At 75.2% G+C, this 17,279-nt stretch carries 14 protein-coding genes; 4 read left to right on the forward strand and 10 right to left on the reverse strand.

Annotated features, from left to right (window positions below):
• Positions 1-132 precede the first annotated feature (132 nt).
• The 7 genes from ACFC1F_RS11435 to ACFC1F_RS11465 all read right to left on the reverse strand — a co-directional run bounded on the left by ACFC1F_RS11435 (position 133) and on the right by ACFC1F_RS11465 (position 10,710).
• Positions 133-1,431, reverse strand: a complete 1,299-nt coding sequence (locus tag ACFC1F_RS11435) for an FHA domain-containing protein (protein WP_376157323.1) — start codon at positions 1,429-1,431, stop codon at positions 133-135.
• Between the two features lie 73 nt (positions 1,432-1,504).
• Positions 1,505-2,860, reverse strand: a complete 1,356-nt coding sequence (locus tag ACFC1F_RS11440; RefSeq protein WP_209411614.1) for a VWA domain-containing protein — start codon at positions 2,858-2,860, stop codon at positions 1,505-1,507.
• Positions 2,861-2,922: 62 nt separating this feature from the next.
• Positions 2,923-4,248 carry a PP2C family protein-serine/threonine phosphatase gene (locus tag ACFC1F_RS11445; protein WP_376157325.1) on the reverse strand — a complete coding sequence of 442 codons (1,326 nt, stop codon included), beginning with the start codon at positions 4,246-4,248 and terminating at the stop codon, positions 2,923-2,925.
• A 3-nt stretch (positions 4,249-4,251) separates the two neighbouring features.
• The gene (locus ACFC1F_RS11450) at positions 4,252-6,864 is read right to left on the reverse strand and encodes a tetratricopeptide repeat protein (protein ID WP_376157326.1); all 2,613 of its coding nucleotides are present in this window, start codon (positions 6,862-6,864) and stop codon (positions 4,252-4,254) included.
• A gap of 5 nt (positions 6,865-6,869) precedes the next feature.
• Positions 6,870-8,234 carry a hypothetical protein gene (locus ACFC1F_RS11455; protein WP_376157328.1) on the reverse strand — a complete coding sequence of 455 codons (1,365 nt, stop codon included), beginning with the start codon at positions 8,232-8,234 and terminating at the stop codon, positions 6,870-6,872.
• A gap of 207 nt (positions 8,235-8,441) precedes the next feature.
• On the reverse strand, positions 8,442-9,389 hold the full coding sequence (locus ACFC1F_RS11460) for a glutamate ABC transporter substrate-binding protein (RefSeq protein WP_209411616.1): 948 nt from the start codon (positions 9,387-9,389) through the stop codon (positions 8,442-8,444).
• Between the two features lie 16 nt (positions 9,390-9,405).
• Positions 9,406-10,710 carry a hypothetical protein gene (locus ACFC1F_RS11465; RefSeq protein WP_376157329.1) on the reverse strand — a complete coding sequence of 435 codons (1,305 nt, stop codon included), beginning with the start codon at positions 10,708-10,710 and terminating at the stop codon, positions 9,406-9,408.
• Between the two features lie 407 nt (positions 10,711-11,117).
• Here ACFC1F_RS11465 and ACFC1F_RS11470 point away from each other — a divergent pair, with 407 nt between their 5' ends.
• Positions 11,118-11,693, forward strand: coding sequence for a nucleosidase (locus ACFC1F_RS11470; RefSeq protein ID WP_376157331.1), 576 nt, complete (start codon positions 11,118-11,120; stop codon positions 11,691-11,693).
• Positions 11,694-11,731: 38 nt separating this feature from the next.
• Positions 11,732-12,247 carry a DinB family protein gene (locus ACFC1F_RS11475; RefSeq protein WP_376157332.1) on the forward strand — a complete coding sequence of 172 codons (516 nt, stop codon included), beginning with the start codon at positions 11,732-11,734 and terminating at the stop codon, positions 12,245-12,247.
• Between the two features lie 182 nt (positions 12,248-12,429).
• On the opposite strand, the gene ACFC1F_RS11480 is transcribed toward ACFC1F_RS11475, so the two are convergent.
• Complete coding sequence (locus ACFC1F_RS11480; RefSeq protein ID WP_376157333.1) at positions 12,430-13,827, reverse strand: hypothetical protein; 1,398 nt, start codon at positions 13,825-13,827, stop codon at positions 12,430-12,432.
• Positions 13,828-14,019: 192 nt separating this feature from the next.
• Entirely contained in the window at positions 14,020-14,928 is a 909-nt protein-coding gene (locus ACFC1F_RS11485; RefSeq protein ID WP_376157395.1) for a sigma-70 family RNA polymerase sigma factor, read from the reverse strand.
• Between the two features lie 151 nt (positions 14,929-15,079).
• Between ACFC1F_RS11485 and ACFC1F_RS11490 the strand changes: the two genes are divergently transcribed.
• Together ACFC1F_RS11490 and ACFC1F_RS11495 are read left to right on the forward strand one after the other, a co-directional pair.
• A complete protein-coding gene (locus ACFC1F_RS11490) occupies positions 15,080-15,844 on the forward strand; it encodes an SDR family oxidoreductase (RefSeq protein WP_376157334.1) in 765 nt (254 codons plus the stop codon).
• Between the two features lie 192 nt (positions 15,845-16,036).
• Positions 16,037-16,567: a hypothetical protein gene (locus tag ACFC1F_RS11495; protein ID WP_376157335.1), complete on the forward strand. Its 531-nt coding sequence runs from the start codon at positions 16,037-16,039 to the stop codon at positions 16,565-16,567.
• 34 nt (positions 16,568-16,601) lie between these two features.
• On the opposite strand, the gene ACFC1F_RS11500 is transcribed toward ACFC1F_RS11495, so the two are convergent.
• The gene (locus ACFC1F_RS11500; RefSeq protein WP_376157337.1) at positions 16,602-17,210 is read right to left on the reverse strand and encodes a cysteine hydrolase family protein; all 609 of its coding nucleotides are present in this window, start codon (positions 17,208-17,210) and stop codon (positions 16,602-16,604) included.
• Positions 17,211-17,279 lie beyond the last annotated feature (69 nt).

Consider the following 17,279-nt stretch of genomic DNA (forward strand, 5'->3'; position numbering starts at 1 on the left):
TTTCCCTTGGCGGGCGGGGGGGGTGGGGGGTTTTACCCTGCCTTTTTTTGGCGGGCCCTCGGGGCGGCGGGCGGGGGGGGGGGGCGGGGGGGGGCCCCCCCCCCCCCCCCCGGCCCGTCGCTGCGGCCGCCCTCAGGCTCGGTGCAGGGTGATGGTGGTCCACGCCCCGACGTGGATCCGGTCGCCGTCGTTCAGCGGGATCGCGGTGTGCGGGGTGATCGGTTCGCCGCCGCCGTTCACCGTGGTGCCGTTGGTGGAGTCCTGGTCGACCAGCACCCAGCTGCCGTCGGCCTGTTCGGCCAGCAGCGCGTGCTGGTGCGAGGCGCCCGGGTCCTCCGGCGGGACGGAGAGGTCGATCTCCGGCACGGTGCCGCGGTGCTGGCTGCGCCGGCCGATCCGCAGCTGCCCGCGGCCGGTCAGCGGGATGCGCCGCTCGGGGCAGTACGGCGGGAAGAACAGGCCCGCCGCCTCCGGGCCGCTGCGGGCCATCATGTCGGTGAAGTAGTCGCGGTCGGCGGAGACCACGGCGATCCAGTTGGTGCGGACCGGCTCCGGCTGCTGGGCCGGCTGGCCGGGCGGGCCGGGCTGGGGCTGGGCCTGCGGCTGCTGCTGGTGCTGCTGGGCCTGCGGGGGAACCGGCGGGGCCAGGTTGAACGAGGTGCCGAACTCCCCACCGCGGCCGGTCGGACCGGGCTGGGCGTAGACCGGGCCGGAGTCCTCGCGCGGCGCGGGCTCCGGGTACGCGGGCTCCGGGTAGCCGGGCTCCGGGTACGCCGGCTCCGGGTATGCGGGGCCGGCGGGGTACCCGGCCTCCTGGTGGGGGGCCTGCCCGTTGGCGGGCGCAGCGGGCGGGTAGCCGTAGCCGGACGGCGCGCCGCCCGCCTGGGCCGGCTGCACCTGCTGGGCGTGCGGCTGGGCGTGCTGCGGCGGCTGCGGGAACGGCTGCTCGGCCGGCTGCGGGCCGCCGTACGCCGCCGGGATGTTGAGCGGGGCGGGCGCGGGGGCGGGTCCGGGCACCGGGGCACCGGCGGCCGGGGGCTGCCGGCGCGAGGGAGTGGAGAGGTCGTAGTCGTACCCGCACTCCTCGCAGAACCGCCCGGTCTGCGGGCTGCGGCAGATCGGGCAGAGCACCAGGCCCTCGGTGAGGTCCGGGAAGCCCTGGCCGGCCGGCGGTGCACCCGGCGGCGGCACGGCGCCCGGCGGGACCGCACCGGGAACCGGCCCGCCGAACGGCGCCCCGCCGTGCACGGGCTGGCCGGGGTGGCCCGGGTGGCCGCCGTGCGGGCCGTGGCCCGGTGCGCCCGGCGCGCCCGGCGTGCCCGGGAGCGCGCCCGGTGGCGGCGGGAGCGGCGGTGGCGGTGTCATCGGGAAGCCGCAGAAGTCGCACCAGTCCTCGGCCTGCGACTCATGCCCCCTCGGGCAGATCGGCATCAGGTCCCCCTCAATTCCAGCCAGCTGGGGCAGCGTCCGGCCGGGCCCCGGCCCGGTCGGAGTTCTTCAGCGGTCACTTCTTCACACGGACGGTCTTGGTCGACCGGGTCTCGAGGGTCATCGAGTCGGCCTCGCTCACGTTCTTACGGAACCGAACCGTACCCTCCTTCGGGTCGACCACGTCCACCACCTTCTGCAGCAGCTTGAACGTGCCGTCGTTGCCGGTCGCGTGTGCGATCCGGACGGCGGCGCCGAGCTTGGCGGTCGCGCGGTCGACGTCCCCGGCCCGGTGCGCCTCCAGACCCTCCTGGATGGACGAGGCCAGCTCGGCCTGCCCGGTGTAGTGGGCGACCTGCGGGCTGATCCGGGTGGAGGAGGCCAGGTCGTCGGTCCAGACCGCCTTGACCAGGCCCTGGGAGAGCACCTCGGGGGTGCTGCCGGTCTGCGGCGGCAGGACGAGGCTGACCCGGGCGGCCAGCATCTCGTTGCCGACGGCGGCGGCGGGGACCTCCACGCAGACGTGGTAGTCGCGGCTCTCGTCGCCCCAGGAGCCGGTGGGGTAGTCGCCGGCCCGCGGGCCGGCCTCGGTGCGGCGGCCGGTGAGGTCCTCGACCGCGGGGGCGACCTGCTTGACGAACTTCACCACCGCGTTGGCGGGCGTCCAGATCCGCAGCGCGACGTCGGCGACCTGCTTGCCCATCGCGCCCTCCATCATGGCGCGGAAGTCGTCGGCGAGGCCGGACGGTTCCGCGACGATGTCGACGGTGCCGAGCAGCGCGGAGGAGATCTTCCGCAGCTCGTCGACCCGCCAGTCGGTGCCGACGCCGCGGCAGTCGGCGGTGAAGTGGCCGGACGCCCGCTCGATGGCGCGGTCGAGGTCGGCCGCGTTCTCGTGCTCGTTGTTGCCGTCGGTGAGCAGGATCGCGTGCCGGATGGCGATGTCGCGGCGGGTCAGGAAGAGCTTGTCCGCCTTGGCCAGCCAGGTGCCCATGGCGGTGCCGCCGGCCGCGGTGAGGCGGCGCAGCGACTCCTTGGCCTGGGCACGGGTGGCGTCCGAGGCGACGGCGAGGGTGCCGTCGCCGGGGTAGACGTCCTTGGCCTCGTGGGTGCCGGCGACGACCGCGAAGGCGACGCCGTCGCGGACGGTGTCGATGGCGGCGGCGGTCGCCTCGCGGGCGCCGCGCATCTTGCTGGACGGGTAGTCCATCGAGCCGGAGCAGTCCACCATGATCACCACGGCGGCGGACTGCGCGTCCGCGCCCAGCGGGCCCGCGTCGGACACCCCGAGCGGACGGCCGCCGGAGGTGCCGCCGCCGGTCGCGGTGACGGTGACGATGGCGTTCACCTCGCGGGCGCCGTCGGCGAGGAACTCGTTCTGGAAGATCTCCACGTCGAACCTGGGCAGGTTCGGCTTAGCCAGTGTTGCCATGGGCCGGTGGCTCCCGTCGGGTGGTCGGTTGGTGCGTACGGTCGGTGGGGTGCGGGCGGGCGTCAGCCCACCGGCGGGTGCGGCGGCTGCGGCGGCACGGTCGGCGGCGCGGGCGGGGCCGGGGGCGCGGGCGGCAGCGGTGCGGCGGGCGAGCCGATCACCGGCAGGTCCGGCAGCGTCGGGTCGTGGTCCTCGTCGTCGGCGTCGTCGGCCCCGCCCGGCGTGCCCCCGGCCGGCCGGATCACCGGCAGGTCGAGCGCGGTGGCGGTGCGGGCGTCCTCGTCCGCCGAGGCGTCCGCGCGTGCGGCGCCGGCCAGCCCGGTGGGCGGGTCGATCGGCAGCACGGCGACGGTGATGTTGTCGTGTCCGCCGGCCGCGACCGCGAACCGCACCAGGGTCTGGGCGGCCGCGAGCGGCTCGGCCCGGGCGTCCTGGCGGACGTAGTGGGCGAGGTCGGTGGCGGCCTCGGCGTAGTTCCACAGGCCGTCGGTGCAGACCAGTAGGACGCCGGGGACGTGCGGGGTGAAGTCCAGGGTGTGCGGGACGACCTCCTCGGCGTCCGCGCCGAGCCAGCCGGTGATGGCGTGGGCGCGCGGGTCGGCGTAGGCCTCGGCCTCGCCCATCAGTCCGGCCTCGACCATCCGGGCGGCCCAGGAGTCGTCCTGGGTGAGCCGGAAGGGCTCGGCGGCGACCCGGTCGTCCGGGATCCAGTACGCCCGGGTGTCGCCGACCCAGCCGATGGTGACCCGGCCGGCGGCGGCGATCGCGCTGACGAAGGTGCAGGCGGGCGCGTTGACGTCGGGCCGGTGCGGCGAGGTGCCGTCCCCGGCGAGGGCGGCGACGGCGGCGGCCGCGTCCGCGACCGCCCGGCGCATCGCCGCGTTGGGCTCCTGGCCGGCCTCCAGCGCGGTCAGCAGCGACTCGGAGGCGGCGTCGACGGCGGTCTCGGAGGCCTGGTCGGGCCGGTCGGAGGAGGAGACCCCGTCGCAGACCACGGCGACCACGACCGGCTCGCCGCCGGGCAGCGAGGAGGCGGCGACGGTGAACGAGTCCTCGTTGCGGTGGTGGCGCACGCCGCGGTCGCTGACGCCGGCGACACCGGCCAGCGACTTCTCCATGTGGTCGCGCGGGCGCGGCTGGGCGCCGCCGCAGGCCTCGCAGTAGCCGTCGGCGGAGACCTGGGGCAGGCCGCAGTGGACGCAGCCGGGCCCGGCCTGGGCGGGGACGACGGGCGTGTCGGGCGCGCTCGGCGGGCGGTCGGCGGACCAGCTGGCGGGCATCGCGCCCGGGGCCGGCCTGCCGTCCCGGCCGGCCCCGCAGGAGCCGCAATAGACGTCCTCCGGGTCCAGCGGCTCGGAACAGCTCTGGCACACGGTCTGCTGCGGCATTGGTCACACCCACGTTCTGGGGCGGGCACGGTTGGCCCGCTCCACCATCTCGATCCTGGTCTCGGCCCGGTCGGCCAACCGGGCGAGTACCCGGTAGGACTGCTCCAGTGCGAACCGCAGTTCCCGTTCGGCCGCCGGTCGTCCCAGCACGGTGGTCCGGCCGGGGTCCTCGGCGCCCGCCGAGCCCGCCGTGACCCAGCCGAGGGCGGCGCTGAGCACCTCGACGGAGAGCTCCTCGCGGCGGCGGTCGTCCAGGCGCAGCGCGGTCAGCTGCTCGGAGCCGGCGCCGAGGTCGGCGCCGAGCGGGTCCGTGGCGGGCCGTTCGCGCAGCCGGGCCCGGACGGCGGCGATCCGGGCGGCGGTGAACTGGCTGGAGGTGGCCGGGACGGACTCCAGCGAGGCGACCGCGCCGGCCCGGTCGCCGTCGGCGAGGCGGACCCGGGCCAGCCCGAAGGCGGCGCTCAGGTAGGCGTGGTCGGTGCTCCACACCAGGCGGTAGAACTCGGCCGCGTCGCCGCCGTCGCCGAGGAGCTCGGCGCAGATGGCCAGGGCCAGCTTCGGGGCGCTCTCGCCGGGGAACGCGTCGTAGACGGCGTCGAAGGCCTCGGCGGCGGCGCGCAGCCCGGCCTCGCGGGGCCGCTCGGCACCCGTCGTCCCCTCGCCGGCCGTTCCGTCACCGGTCGTTCCGTCACCCGTGGACCCGTCGGCGTCCGCCTCGTCAGCGGCCGCGGCCGCGGCGCCGACCAGGGCGGTCAGGCCGCGGTACCAGACGACCCGCCAGTCGTCGGGGTGGTTCTTCTCCAGCGAGGCCAGCGCCTCCCCGGCCGTGGCGTGGCGGCCGAGTTCGAGGTGGGCGCGCAGCTCGCGCAGCCGGCGCTCGACGGAGTCGGCGGGCGCCCCGGCCAGCGCGGTGAGGGCCTCCTCCGGGTCGGCGGCGAGCAGGGTGGCGAGGAAGCCGGCGTTCGGGTCGGCCGGGTCGACCCGGGGGACGGGCAGCGCGAGCGCGGCGGCGGCCGGGTCCAGCGCGGTGACCCGCAGCTCCCCGGGCCGTACGGGCGGCTGCACCACCTCGGTGTCGACCACCCGCAGCTCCGGGCCGAACAGGGTGGAGAGCGAGGGCCGCGGCCGGCCGTCCTGGAGCGCGAGGATCTCCCGCAGCACGCCGGTGAGCTGGTCGGCCATCTCCTCGGCGGAGGCGAACCGGCGGGCCGGGTCCGGGTCGGTGGCGCGGACCAGGAAGCGGTAGTACGACTCGTAGGCGGCGAGGACCGGGACGGACTCGGGGCCGGGCAGGGAGTCGCGGTAGGTGGTGCTGTAGCCCTGGAAGTCGAAGGTGAGGACGGCCAGGGTGCGGGCGACGGTGTAGAGGTCGGAGGCGGGGGAGGGGCCGTCGGTGGCGATCTCGGGCGCCTGGTAGCCGATGGTGCCGTAGATCGGGCCGTCGTCGTCGAGGCGGCGGACGGCACCCATGTCGATGATCTTGAGCGCGTCGCCGCTCTGGATCACGTTGTCGATCTTGAAGTCGCAGTAGACCAGGCCCCGGCCGTGCAGGTACCCGAGCGCGGGCAGCGCCTCCAGCGCGTACGCGATCGCCTGCTCCACCGGCAGCGGCTCGCGCCGGCCGTCCGGTGTGCGGCGCTCGTTGGCGATGTCCTTGAGCGACTTGCCGCCGACGTACTCCATCACGATGTAGCCGTCGGTGGCGCCGGTGCGCAGGTCCGGGTGCTCGGCGAAGTTGATGATGCGGACGATGCTGGGGTGGTCCACCTCGGCGAGGAACCGCCGCTCGGCGACGGCCACCGCCAGCGCGTCCTCGTCGCCGGTGTCCAGCAGGCCCTTCAGGACCACCCACTTGTCGTTGACCCGCCGGTCCACCGCCAGGTAGATCCAGCCGAGCCCGCCGTGCGCCAGGCAGCCCACCACCTCGTACTGGCCGCCGACGAGATCCCCGCGGCGCAGCTTGGGCGTGAACGAGTACGGCGTGCCGCACTTGGTGCAGAAGCCGTCCGGACGGCCCGGCTGGCCGTTCTTCTCCCGGCCCACCGGGGCGTCGCACTTGGAGCAGAACCGCTTGCGCTCCGGCACCTCCGGGTTGACCAGCACCGCCTGCGCGGGGTCGGCCGACGGGACGGTCGGCACCGTCACCAGGCCGGCGCCGAGCCGGTGGCGGGTGCCCGCGCTGACGCTGCCGCGGCTGCTGCGCACCGACACCGAACGGCCGCTGCCGGTCCGGGTGGAGCGGTGCGAGCGGGAGCGGCCGGACATCGTGCGGGACGAGCCGGTCCGGGTGGAGCGCGCCGAGTCCGGGGAGACCCGGGCGGAGGGGACGTACGGCTGGGTGAGCCCGGTGTCGCCGCCGGGGGCGGCGAGGCCGCACTCGTCGCAGTAGCCGTCGTCGTCGATCGTGCCGGCGCAGTCGCGCGGGCAGGGCGAGCCGGGGCCCGCGGCGCCCGCGGGGGCGGCCGTCCCGGTCGCCGGACCCGTCGCCGTCCCGGTCACCGGCCCCGTCGCGACGGACACCGTGCCCGCCGGTGCGAGCCCGCACTCGGTGCAGTAGCCGTCCGCGTCGATCGTCCCCTCGCCGGTGCAGTCCGGCCGTACGCACGCCTCGCCCATCGTCCTCAGCCCCCCAGTCCCTGTTCCCGTGCCTGTCCGTCGACCGGCTCGCCGCCGGGCCGCCCGCCGGGCGGTTCGGCCGCCGGCCGCAGCGACTGCTGGAAGCGGCCCACGGCCGCGGCCGCCGCCCGCAGGTCGCACGGCGCGCTCCAGAGCAGCCAGCGCGCCTTCTCGTACCGCTCGATCACTTCCGGGTCCTCGGCGACGCGCAGCCGGGCCGCCATCGCCTTGTACGCGTCGAGCCGCCCGCGCAGCTCGGCCCGGACGGCCAGCGGCTGGGTCACCTCGGTCAGTGCCTGCCGGGCCCGGGCCAGCTCCTTGGCGGCCGCGTCCTCCAGCGCGTCCAGCAGCGGCGCCAGTCGGTGCCACTGCCCGCCCTGGCGCAACTCCAGCGCCAGCACGATCCGTTCGCGCAGCGCCGAGGCGGGCCCGGGCACCGCGGGCACCTCGGTGGCGGCTATCTTCGCCAGCACCTCGCCGCGCGCCCGGCGGGCCTCGGCCAGGGTGGCGTCCGCCCGTTGCAGCAGGTCGCCGACGCCCTGGAGCCGTTCCTCGGCGTCGTCGCGCAGCCGCAGCAGGTCCTCCAGCTCCACCCGGACGCCGTCCAGCGCCCGCCCGGCCCGGTCGAACCGCTCGGTGTCGACCACCCCGGACGGCGTGGCCAGCGCGGTGCCGTCCGGGCGGGTGCCGCGCTGGGCGGGTACCCGGGCCGGCCGCCAGAGGGCCAGCGGGTCGTTGCGCACCTCGCTCCGCAGCTCCGTCAGGTCGGCCTCCAGCCCGGCCAGGTCGTCCCCGAGCGGGTGGCCGCCGGCGTGCACGCCGAGCGAGCCGGCCAGTGTCCGCACCCGGCTCAGCTCGGCCAGCAGCAGGTCGATCCGGGCCGGCAGCGCGGACCAGACGGCGTCCGCGGCGCTGACCACCTCCAGCACCGTGGCGTACCAGGAGTTCATCCGGGTCATCAGCTCGTCCAGGCTGACCCGCTCGACCAGCTTGGCGGGCGCACCGAGGAGTTGCGGTCCGTCCGGGACGGCGCCGCCGGGCACGGTGACCGCGTCGCCGGTCAGCAGCTCGTTCAGCTCGGCGAGTTCGGCCGAGCCGGGCTTGGCCTTGCGGGCGCGGACCGCGCGGGCCGAGGCCAGCGCCTCCGAGTAGCGGTCGAACAACGCCCAGAGCAGGGGCAGGCCCTGTCCGGCGACGGACCAGCGCTCCCGGGTGCGGCCGGCCAGCTCGGCGCCGTCGAGCAGCCGCAGGCCCGCGTGGTCCTGGAGCGAGAGCAGTGCCGACTCGACCGCGTCGCGTTCGGCGCCGAGGCGCGCCAGCGCGCGGTCCACCTCCTCCCGGCTCAGTGCCGGGCCGGCCGAAGCTGCCAACGCCGTTTCTCCTTCGCTGTCCTGGTCTTCCCCGGCCCGGTCCTCCCCGGCCACGTCCGCGCTGCTGCGGCCCGCGCCGGTCCGGCCCCGGCCGCTGCGGCCTTCGCCCTCTCCCGGCCCGCCCCGACCCTAGCCTGAGGTCCCGTGCCCGGACGGGGTCCGGTCGTCAAAGGACCGTCAAGGCCGGGACGGGGCGTTTCACGCGGCTCAACGCCGGTCCGGCCAGTAGTGGTCGGCGTCGTTGAGCATGTACGGCTTGAGCCAGCGGTCGTAGCCCGCCCGCCAGGCGCCGTTGGCGTGGTAGTCGGCGAGCACCTGGTTCACCCGGGCCGTCAGGTCGGTGCTGTTCTTGAGCATCGCGATGCCCATCACGGCGGGCCGGACCTCGCCGTCCACCACCCGGACGGTCTGGTCCTGGGCGGCCTGGCTGGCCGCGAGGCCGTCGTCGGTCATCGTCGCGTCGACCTTGCCGAGCTGCATCAGCACCAGGCAGTCGAGGTGGTTCTCCACCGAGACGATCTTCCCGACCTTGGGGCGGGCCTTCAGCTCGTCCTCGGCCGAGGAGCTCGACGCCGCGCAGACGGTCTTGCCGTCCACCGCCTCGTCGATGGTCTTCGCCGGGGACGCCTTGGGCACCACGACGCGCTGGCTGGTGCTGAAGTACGGCTTGGAGAAGGCGACCTGCTGGAGCCGGTCGCAGGTGATCGTCATGGTCCGGACGATCAGGTCGACCCGGCCCTGCTGGATGAACTCGATCCGGCCCGAGGTGGGCACCGCCTTGAGCACCACCTTGTCCGGGTCGCCCATGATCGCGGTGCCGACGGCCTTGGCGAGGTCGATGTCGAAGCCCTCGATCTGGCCGGTGTTGGGGTTGCGGGAGCCCCAGCGGAAGCTGTTCTGGTCGATGCCGATCACCAGGCTCCGCTTGGCCTTGATGGCCTTCACCGCCGGGCCGTCCTCACTGCTCGGCGGCACGCTCTGGTAGACGTCGCAGTCGTTGCCGGCCTGCTCCTGCAGCGGCGCCTGCGCCGGCGGGAGCGCCGCGGCGGCCGGCAGCACCGCGCCCTGCGGTCCGCCCGCGCCGAGCACCACCGCGCAGGACGCCAGCAGCGCCACCGCCGTCGCCGCCCGGGCCCGTACCGTTCCCCTGCCCATCGTGTCCGTCCCCCCTCTACCGGTACTCGGCCAGTCGCCGGCCGAGGCCGCGGACCGCCGAGGCGGCTGCGACCAGGGCCAGGACCGCGACCGCCACGGCGGCGGTGCGCAGGTCCCCGTCGGTGCCTTCGGCCGCCTGCTCGAACTGCCTCAGCTCGGCGGCGGCGGCCTGCGCCAGCCGCTGGTCGGCGGCGTTGAACGAGGCGTCGGCCGTCCCTGGCACGTCCGCCTCCTTGACCGTCACCGTGGCGTCCAGCGCGCCCTGGTAGTCGGCCTCGACGTTCTCCAGCCTGCTCGCGGCGAGGTGCCGGTCGCGCCACTGCTGGTACTGCTGCTGCGCGTCGGTGATGGCGGCCCGGGCGTCCGCCGGGGCCAGCTGCAGGGCGTCCGGCAGGGTGCCGGCAGGCCCGCCCCTGACGTCCGTGGCGGCCAGGTGCTCGGTGGTCTTCGTCCAGAGCTCCGCGTACTTGGTGGAGGAGCCGCGGGCGACGAAGTGCAGGTTCTCCGCCAGTCGGGCGGTCAGCACGTCGACCCGGGCGGCGTTCAGCGCCCGCAGCGGGGCGGCGCCCTGGCGCTCGCTGTCGCGCAGGGCGGAGTTCGCGCCCGTCCCGGCGACCGTCAGCCAGAGCACCGCGGACAGCACGGCCGCGGTGGCGCCGAGCAGGCCGAGGTTGAACACCCGGTTGGTCCGCCGGAACAGCACCGCCTGCACCCAGACCAGCGTCGCCAGCGCCAGCAGGCCCAGCCCGTACGCGGCCCACGGCACCGACCGGGCCGCGGCGTAGTCGTCCGCCAGCTCCTGGTTCTCGGCCGCGCTCAACTGTGCGGCGGCCGGCAGCAGCACGGTGCGCATCTGGTCGGAGGCGTACCGCAGGTAGGCGCCGCCGAGCGGGAAGCCCTGCCGGTTGTCGGCCCGGGCGCTCTCCACCAGGCCGGCGTAGACCGGCACCTGCTGGTTGAGGGTGGCGAGCCAACCCTGGGCGGGGGAGGAGGCGGTGGTCCGCGCCGCCGCCTCGGCGATCAGCCGGGAGGCCGTGGCGAGGTCCTGCTCGTAGCGCTCCCGGACGGCCTTCGGCTCGGCGCCCGCCAGCAGGAAGCCGGTGGCCGCGGTGGTGTCCGCGTCGGCCAGCGAACGGTGGATGTCGGCGGCGGCCTGGCTCAGCGGCTGGCTGTACGAGACGACCCGCTCCGCGGCCTGCGCCCGGGAGTTGACCTGCCACGCGGTGAGCGTGCCGAAGGCGAGCGTGACCACCGCCAGCAGCGCCCCGGCCAGCCGCAGCCGGCCCGGTGCCGTCCGGGTGGCCCGTCCGATCCTGGCCACCGGGCCGCGGCCCCCGGTTGCGGCGGTTCCCCCCGGCCGCACCGGCACCACTGCGCCCGGTCCCTCCGTACCTACTGGTGTCGCCACCCGCCTCACCCTCCCCTGTGGCCCGGCCCGTCGTCCGGGCCCGGCCGTTGCCAGCAGTATGGCCGTCGCTCCCCGCGGCCACACCCGACTTGCGCCGATCTTGAGCATCTCCGGGTGCCGTCCGCGGGCACCGCCCCCGGGCACCGGTTCCGAGCACCGTCATCGATCACGGTTGGGGCCAGTCGCCCCGGGCGCGGGGCAGGTGGCGATCGGGTCGACGCGGGATGCACCCTATGCGGTTCCCCGGACACCCGGAGGGCAGGGGTCCGGTTCTGTGTGTGCTCGGCGGCCGGACGGGCGCCCGTCCGTACCATGGCGGTATGCGCCTGATGGGAACGATCTCCGCCGACCGCCCGCTCGTCGTCGTCGCCGTCCGGGAGGAGGCCGCCCACCTCGGCGACCGGCTGCCGGTGCTGCTCACCGGAATAGGGAAGGTCAACGCCGCCGCCGCGCTGGCGACCGTCCTGGCCCGGGGCGAGCACCCCTCCGAGGTGCTCAACCTCGGCACGGCGGGCGCCCTGCGGCCCGGCTGGGAGGGCACCCACACCGTGACCCAGGTGATCCAGCACGACATGGACAGCCCCGCCCTGTTCGAGCTGACCGGCCGCACCTACGGCGCCCCGCTGGTGGTCGGCAAGGGCGAGGGGCCGATCCTGGCCACCGGTGACCTCTTCGTCTCCTCCACCGAGGCCCGCGAGCGGCTGGCCGAGCACGCCGACCTGGTCGACATGGAGGGCTACGCGCTCGCCTCCGTCGCCCACCGGGCCGGGCTGCCCGTCCGGCTGGTCAAGCACGTCAGCGACGAGGCCGGAGACGGCGCCTCGCACACCTGGCGCGAGTCGGTCGACGACTGCGCCCGCCACCTCGCCGAGTGGCTGCACGGCCAGGGCTGGTGACGGTCGATCAGTAGCGGTGCGTGACTAGGGTGGCGGGCGTGACCGAGAACGCCGCGCGCAAGCGCTCCGACGTCCGCCCGCCCGGCCTCAACGCCGACGAGCCGACCACCCTGCTGACCTTCCTCGACTACCTGCGCGAGGCCGTCATCGGCAAGACCGACGGCCTCCGCGACGAGGACGCCCGCCGCCCGGGCGTCGCCTCCGGCACCAGCCTGCTCTGGCTGGTCCGGCACCTCACCGCGGTCGAACTCAACTGGTTCCTCTGGGCCTACCGCGGCGAGGACGTCGAGCCCTGGGACGACGACGCGCCCTCGCCCGGCGACGAGACGGTGGCCGGGTCGGTCGCCGCCTACCGAGAGGCGGTCGCCCGGGCCAACGAGGTGATCACGGCCGCCGCGGGCGACCTGGACCGCCCGGGCGTGCGCTCGCTGCGGCCCGGTGCCGAGGCGCCGTCGATGCGCTGGCTGCTGGTCCACATGATCGAGGAGACCGGCCGGCACGCCGGCCATGCCGACATCATCCGCGAGCAGCTGGACGGCGCGGTCGGGCGGTAGCCGGCCGGCCGGCGAAGGAGAGGGGCGTCCCCGGGCGGGCCCGACGCCCGCCCGAGGACGCCCGGTCGGGAGGCCCCGGGCGGGGCCCGGCCGGCCCCGCCCCCGGCCCGACCGGACCCCGGCCGTGCGGCACGGTGGTCGGTCGGTCCCGCGGGGGCGAGGCCGTTGCCGGTGGTGCGGGGTCAGCTCCGCTTGGACATGAAGTCCAGCATGCCCGCGGCCTGGTCGTCCAGGTACGGCCCGGCCATCCAGGTGGTCTTCCAGACGCCGTTGTTCTCCTCGCAGTCGCAGGCGGCGTTGTCACTGACCAGGGCGGGCTTGCCGTCGCGCAGGGCGAGCCAGCCGCCGCCGCTCGAACCCGGGGTCATGGTGCAGCCGATGGCGATCAGCGGCGGGCGGGCCGGGTCCCAGGAGACCCGGGTGGCCGTGGATCCGACGCAGCGGTTCAGCTCCTGGCCGTCGAACGGCGGCGCGGCGGGGTAGCCGTAGCTGGTGGGGACCAGCTGGTCGCGGGGCGCGTTGAACCAGACGGGCACGGAACCGCCGACGGTCTCCTCGAGGGACTTGCCGTTGTCGGCGGGTGCCACCTTCACGATGGCGTAGTCGTAGTGGCTTCCCACGCCGCTGAGGTGCGACTTGAAGGACTTCCACTGCGGGGTGGTGAGGACCTCGGTCATCGGGAACTCGCCGAGCGGCTCGTACTGCTCCTTGGTGGGCGTCTTCTTCCCGCTCGCCGCACCCGTGCTGTTGTAGCCCGGGATGAACGTGATCTCCTTGGCGTAGGCGCCGTCGCTGGTCACGCAGTGGCCCGCGGTCCACACCAGGTTGCTCTTGCCCGGGTGCGCCGGGTCGGAGACCACGGTGGCCGAGCACGAGCCCCCCGTGCCGTCGGGGTTGACGGAGAACAGCCGCCCTTCGAACACGTACTTGCTGTACGGGTGCGGGAGGGCCTCGGCCTTGATCACCTGGGGCACGGGGTCGTTGCCGTTGTCGTTCGCGGCCTTGGTGGCGGGGGCCTTCGTCGCCGGTGCCTGGGTGGCGGGGGCCTGGCTCGCGGGGGCCTTGGTCGCGGGGGCCTGGGTCGGCGCCTGCGAAGCCGGGGCCTGCGAGGCCGGTGCCTGGGTCGCCGGGGCCTTGGTGGTGGGGGCCTGGGTCGGCGCCTGGGAGGCCGGGGCCTTGCTGGCGGTGGGGGCCTGCGAGGCCGGGGCCTGGGTCGCCGGGGCCTGCGAGGCCGGGCCCGGGTCGGGGAGGTTCGCCTTGCCCGGGGTCGCCGGCTTGGCGGCCAGGAGCTTCTCGATCGTCCAGAAGCCCTTGGCGGCGGCAGGGATGGCGTCCTGCTTCGCCCACTTCTCCCAGTCCTCGGACTTCCACTTCTTCAGGTCGTCCAGGTTGGCCGGCAGCCCCAGGAGGGACGCCCCGGCCGAGGCGGCGGCAGCGGCGTCCCCGGCTTCGGGGCTGTTGTCCGGGCCGCAGGCCGAGGTGGCGAGCAGCGCGAGGACGGCGGTGGCGGAGGCCAGGACGGTCCCGGCGGTGCGGCCCGTCCCGCGGTTGCTCCGGCGGGAACGGTCTATCGATGACATGTGTTCTCAATCCCCCTGTGAACAAAAATGCATGGCGTCGTCTCAGTGACACCGATGTTGCGGGTGGGATCATCCCACTAGCCGTCAACAACGGGAGCAGCCGGGTCCGGGCCTTGCACATGACGTACACGTCGTTCCGCCCCCGCACGGGCGTCGTGCGGGGGCGGTACACAGTCGGCGTCGGTCGCTCCGCTACTCCCGGAACGCCGACAGGTCGAGCGCGTCCAGCCGCTCCTGGTCGGTCAGCACGTCGATCGCCGCGATGGTGCCGTCCACCACGGTGAACGCCATGATCGAGACCGGCCTGCCGTCGGCACCGATCACCACGACGCCGGCGGCGCCGTTGATGAGCGCGGGGCGGGCGTACGGCGCGAGCGAGCTGAACATGACCGCCTGGCCCGCCACCGTCGCGGCGCCGGTGAGCACGACGCCCCGGGTGGTCCCGCCGGCGTAGCCGTCCGCACGGAGCACCACCTCGGGGTCGAGCACGGCGAGCAGCGCCTCCAGGTCGCCGGTGCGGGTCGCGGCGAAGAACGCGTCGACGGCCACCCGCTGCCGGGCGAGGTCCCGGTCGGGGGCCGGCGCCTGGCCCTGCACCTTGCGGCGGGCCCGGCTGGCCAACTGGCGGGTGGCGGCCGCGGTCTTCTCGATCAGCGGCGCGATCTCCTCGAACGGCACCGCGAACAGATCGTGCAGGACGAACGCCACCCGCTCGGCCGGCGACAGCGACTCCATCACCACCATCAGCGCCAGCCCGACCGAGTCGGCCAGCAGCACCTCCTGCTCCGGGTCGACCACGCCCTCGCGGGCGAGCAGCGGGTCCGGGATGCGGGACTCCAGCGAGTCCTCGCGCCGCTGCGCGCGTGAGCGCAGCAGGTTCAGGCAGACCCGGCTGACCACGGTGGTCAGCCAGCCGCCGAGGTTCTCCACGTCGCCCGTGTCGGTGCGGTCGTACCGCAGCCAGGCCTCCTGGACGGCGTCCTCGGCCTCGCTGATCGAGCCGAGCATCCGGTACGCCACCGCGCGCAGATGCGGCCGGTGCTCCTCGAACCGCCCGGTCCGGTCATCGGCCCGGGGACCGCCCGAGAGATCGGGCGGCAAGACTTTCTCGTCCACCGTGTCACATTCCTTCGTCGCCGCGGGTCATGGCTGCAGAACCACCGAGTTGCAGAACCACCGAGTTGCAGAACCACGAAACCTAACGGCTGTGGCCGGGAGATCAACTCCCGGCCGGGACGAACCGGAGACGATCATGACGAACGCTCCCATCCTGGTGACCGGCGGGACCGGAACCCTCGGCGGCCACGTCCTCCCGCTGCTGCGCGCCGCCGGCCGGGACGTGCGGGTGCTCACCCGCACCGCGCGCCCGGCCGGGGACGGCGTCGCGTACGTGACCGGCGACCTGCTCAAGGACGAGGGGATCGACGGGGCGCTGGACGGCGTCACGACCGTGCTGCACCTCGCCGGCGGCGCCAAGGGCGACGACGTCGCCACCCGGAACCTCGTACGCGCCGCCCGGCGGGCCGGGGTGGAGCACCTCGTCTACATCTCGGTCATCGGGGCGGACCGGCTGCCGATCGGCTACTTCCGGGCCAAGCTGGGCGCCGAACAGGCCGTCGCCGACTCGGGCGTGCCCTACACCACGCTGCGCGCCGCCCAGTTCCACGACCTGGCGCTGAAGGTGGCGGCGGGCATGGCCAGGCTGCCCGTCGTCCCGGCCCCGGGCGGGATCCGCTGGCAGCCGGTCGACGCGCGGGAGGTGGCGGCCCGGCTCGTGGAGCTGGCGCTCGACGCCCCGGCCGGCCACGTCCCCGACCTGGCCGGGCCGAAGGTCTACCCGATGGGCGAGCTGGTCCGCGGCTACCTGAAGGCGCGCGGCAAGAGCCGGCCGATGCTGCCGGTCCGCGTGCCCGGCAAGGTCGGCCGCGCCTACCGGGCCGGCGACAACCTGACCCTCGCGGGCGCCGAGACGGGCCGGCGGACCTGGGAGGCCTTCCTGGCCGAGCGGGCGGCCTGAACGCGGGGCCTGAACGCGAGGCCTGAACGCGAGGCCTGAACGCGCTGCCCGAGCGGGCGGCCTGAACGCGCTGCCCGAGCGGGCCGCCCGAACGCGAGGCCCGAACGCGCTGCCCGGGCCGGTGGCTTCAGCGACCGGTGCGGACGGCCGGGGCGTCGAGGTGTGTCGGTGGCCGGATCTAGGGTGGCCGGCATGACGCACTCGCTGCTCGCCGCCGTCCGGCAGAACGCCGCCGCCGCCGACTACCTGTACTGGCCGGGGGACTTCGACCCCGACCGCACCGAGCACGTGGAGGCGGTCGTCCTCGCCTCGGGGGAGCCGCTGGAGCCGATCGCCGGGGACGGCTCGGGCGGTACGTACTTCCTCTGCGGGGAGGGCGGCGACGAGCGGCCCGTCCTCTACGCCGACTCCGAGGGCGGCGCCGCGCTGGTGGCGATCGGCCTGCCTGAGCTGGTCCGGCTGCTGCTGGCCGTCCCGTGGTGGCGGGACTGCCGGGGCTTCACGGCCGAGGAGAGTGCGGAGGCGGCGGAGGGCTACCTGGAGGACGAGCCCGGCCTGCTCGACGAACGGGACGCGGCCGCCGCCGCCCTCGGGATCGAACTCCCCACCGAGGAGGAGGTCCTGGCCCGGCTCCGGGAGGTGGCCACCGGGCCGGGGCCCGGTCGCGACATCGTGCTGCTCAACGCGGAGGAGGGCACCGCCTACGCCGCGCTGTTCGACTGACCCGCCCGGTCCACCGGACGGCCGGGCCGGCCGCTCACGCCACGCCGACCGGCTGCGCCGCCGCCACCACGGCCTCGGTGGTGACCACCTTGGCGAACCGCATCGCGTGCAGCACCGTGCTGGTGGCGCGGGCGAGTTCGGCGGCGGGGACGGTGACGCCGTCGGGGCCGGTCATGTCGAAGGCGTGCATCGCGTCTGCCGGGAAGACCGCGTCGTACCCGAGGTTGCCGGCCATCCGCGCGGTGGTCTCGTTGCAGACGTTGGTGATGATCCCGACGATCACCACCTGCTTGGCGCCCCGCTGCTGGAGCCAGGCGTGCAGGTCGGGCGTGCCGTAGAAGGCGCTGTTGACCTGCTTGGTGATGTGCAGGGCCGGCTCGACCTTCGCCACGAAGTCCTTGAGCTCGTACCCCGGGGTGCCCGGCACGAGCGGGCCGGCCGTGGACGCGTGCTGCACCGTCACGATCGGGCGCCCGGTGCTCTCCCAGACGTCGATCAGCTCGCCGATGCGCTGCTCGGCCAGGGGGTTGTCGCGCTCGCCCCAGAAGGCGTGGTCCTCGAAGCCCTTCTGGACGTCGATGACGACCAGGACGGCGTCGGAGTCGATGGTCAGGGGGGCGTCGAATGCGCTGGTGTTCGTCATGCGTTCATCGTGCCGGGGCCCGGGCACCCTGCGTGATGGGTGCTGCCGCCACCCATCGATAGTTTTCTG

The organism is Kitasatospora sp. NPDC056181, from assembly GCF_042266225.1.
GTDB lineage: Bacteria > Actinomycetota > Actinomycetes > Streptomycetales > Streptomycetaceae > Kitasatospora.

Excerpts from the sequence above, each read along its gene's own strand:
- ACFC1F_RS11460 (WP_209411616.1), bottom strand. The coding sequence starts at position 9,389 with ATGGGCAGGGGAACGGTACGGGCCCGGGCGGCGACGGCGGTGGCGCTG.
- ACFC1F_RS11445 (WP_376157325.1), bottom strand. The coding sequence starts at position 4,248 with ATGCCGCAGCAGACCGTGTGCCAGAGCTGTTCCGAGCCGCTGGACCCG.
- ACFC1F_RS11490 (WP_376157334.1), top strand. The coding sequence starts at position 15,080 with ATGACGAACGCTCCCATCCTGGTGACCGGCGGGACCGGAACCCTCGGC.
- ACFC1F_RS11495 (WP_376157335.1), top strand. The coding sequence starts at position 16,037 with ATGACGCACTCGCTGCTCGCCGCCGTCCGGCAGAACGCCGCCGCCGCC.
- ACFC1F_RS11470 (WP_376157331.1), top strand. The coding sequence starts at position 11,118 with ATGCGCCTGATGGGAACGATCTCCGCCGACCGCCCGCTCGTCGTCGTC.
- ACFC1F_RS11440 (WP_209411614.1), bottom strand. The coding sequence starts at position 2,860 with ATGGCAACACTGGCTAAGCCGAACCTGCCCAGGTTCGACGTGGAGATC.
- ACFC1F_RS11500 (WP_376157337.1), bottom strand. The coding sequence starts at position 17,210 with ATGACGAACACCAGCGCATTCGACGCCCCCCTGACCATCGACTCCGAC.
- ACFC1F_RS11435 (WP_376157323.1), bottom strand. The coding sequence starts at position 1,431 with ATGCCGATCTGCCCGAGGGGGCATGAGTCGCAGGCCGAGGACTGGTGC.
- ACFC1F_RS11480 (WP_376157333.1), bottom strand. The coding sequence starts at position 13,827 with ATGTCATCGATAGACCGTTCCCGCCGGAGCAACCGCGGGACGGGCCGC.
- ACFC1F_RS11450 (WP_376157326.1), bottom strand. The coding sequence starts at position 6,864 with ATGGGCGAGGCGTGCGTACGGCCGGACTGCACCGGCGAGGGGACGATC.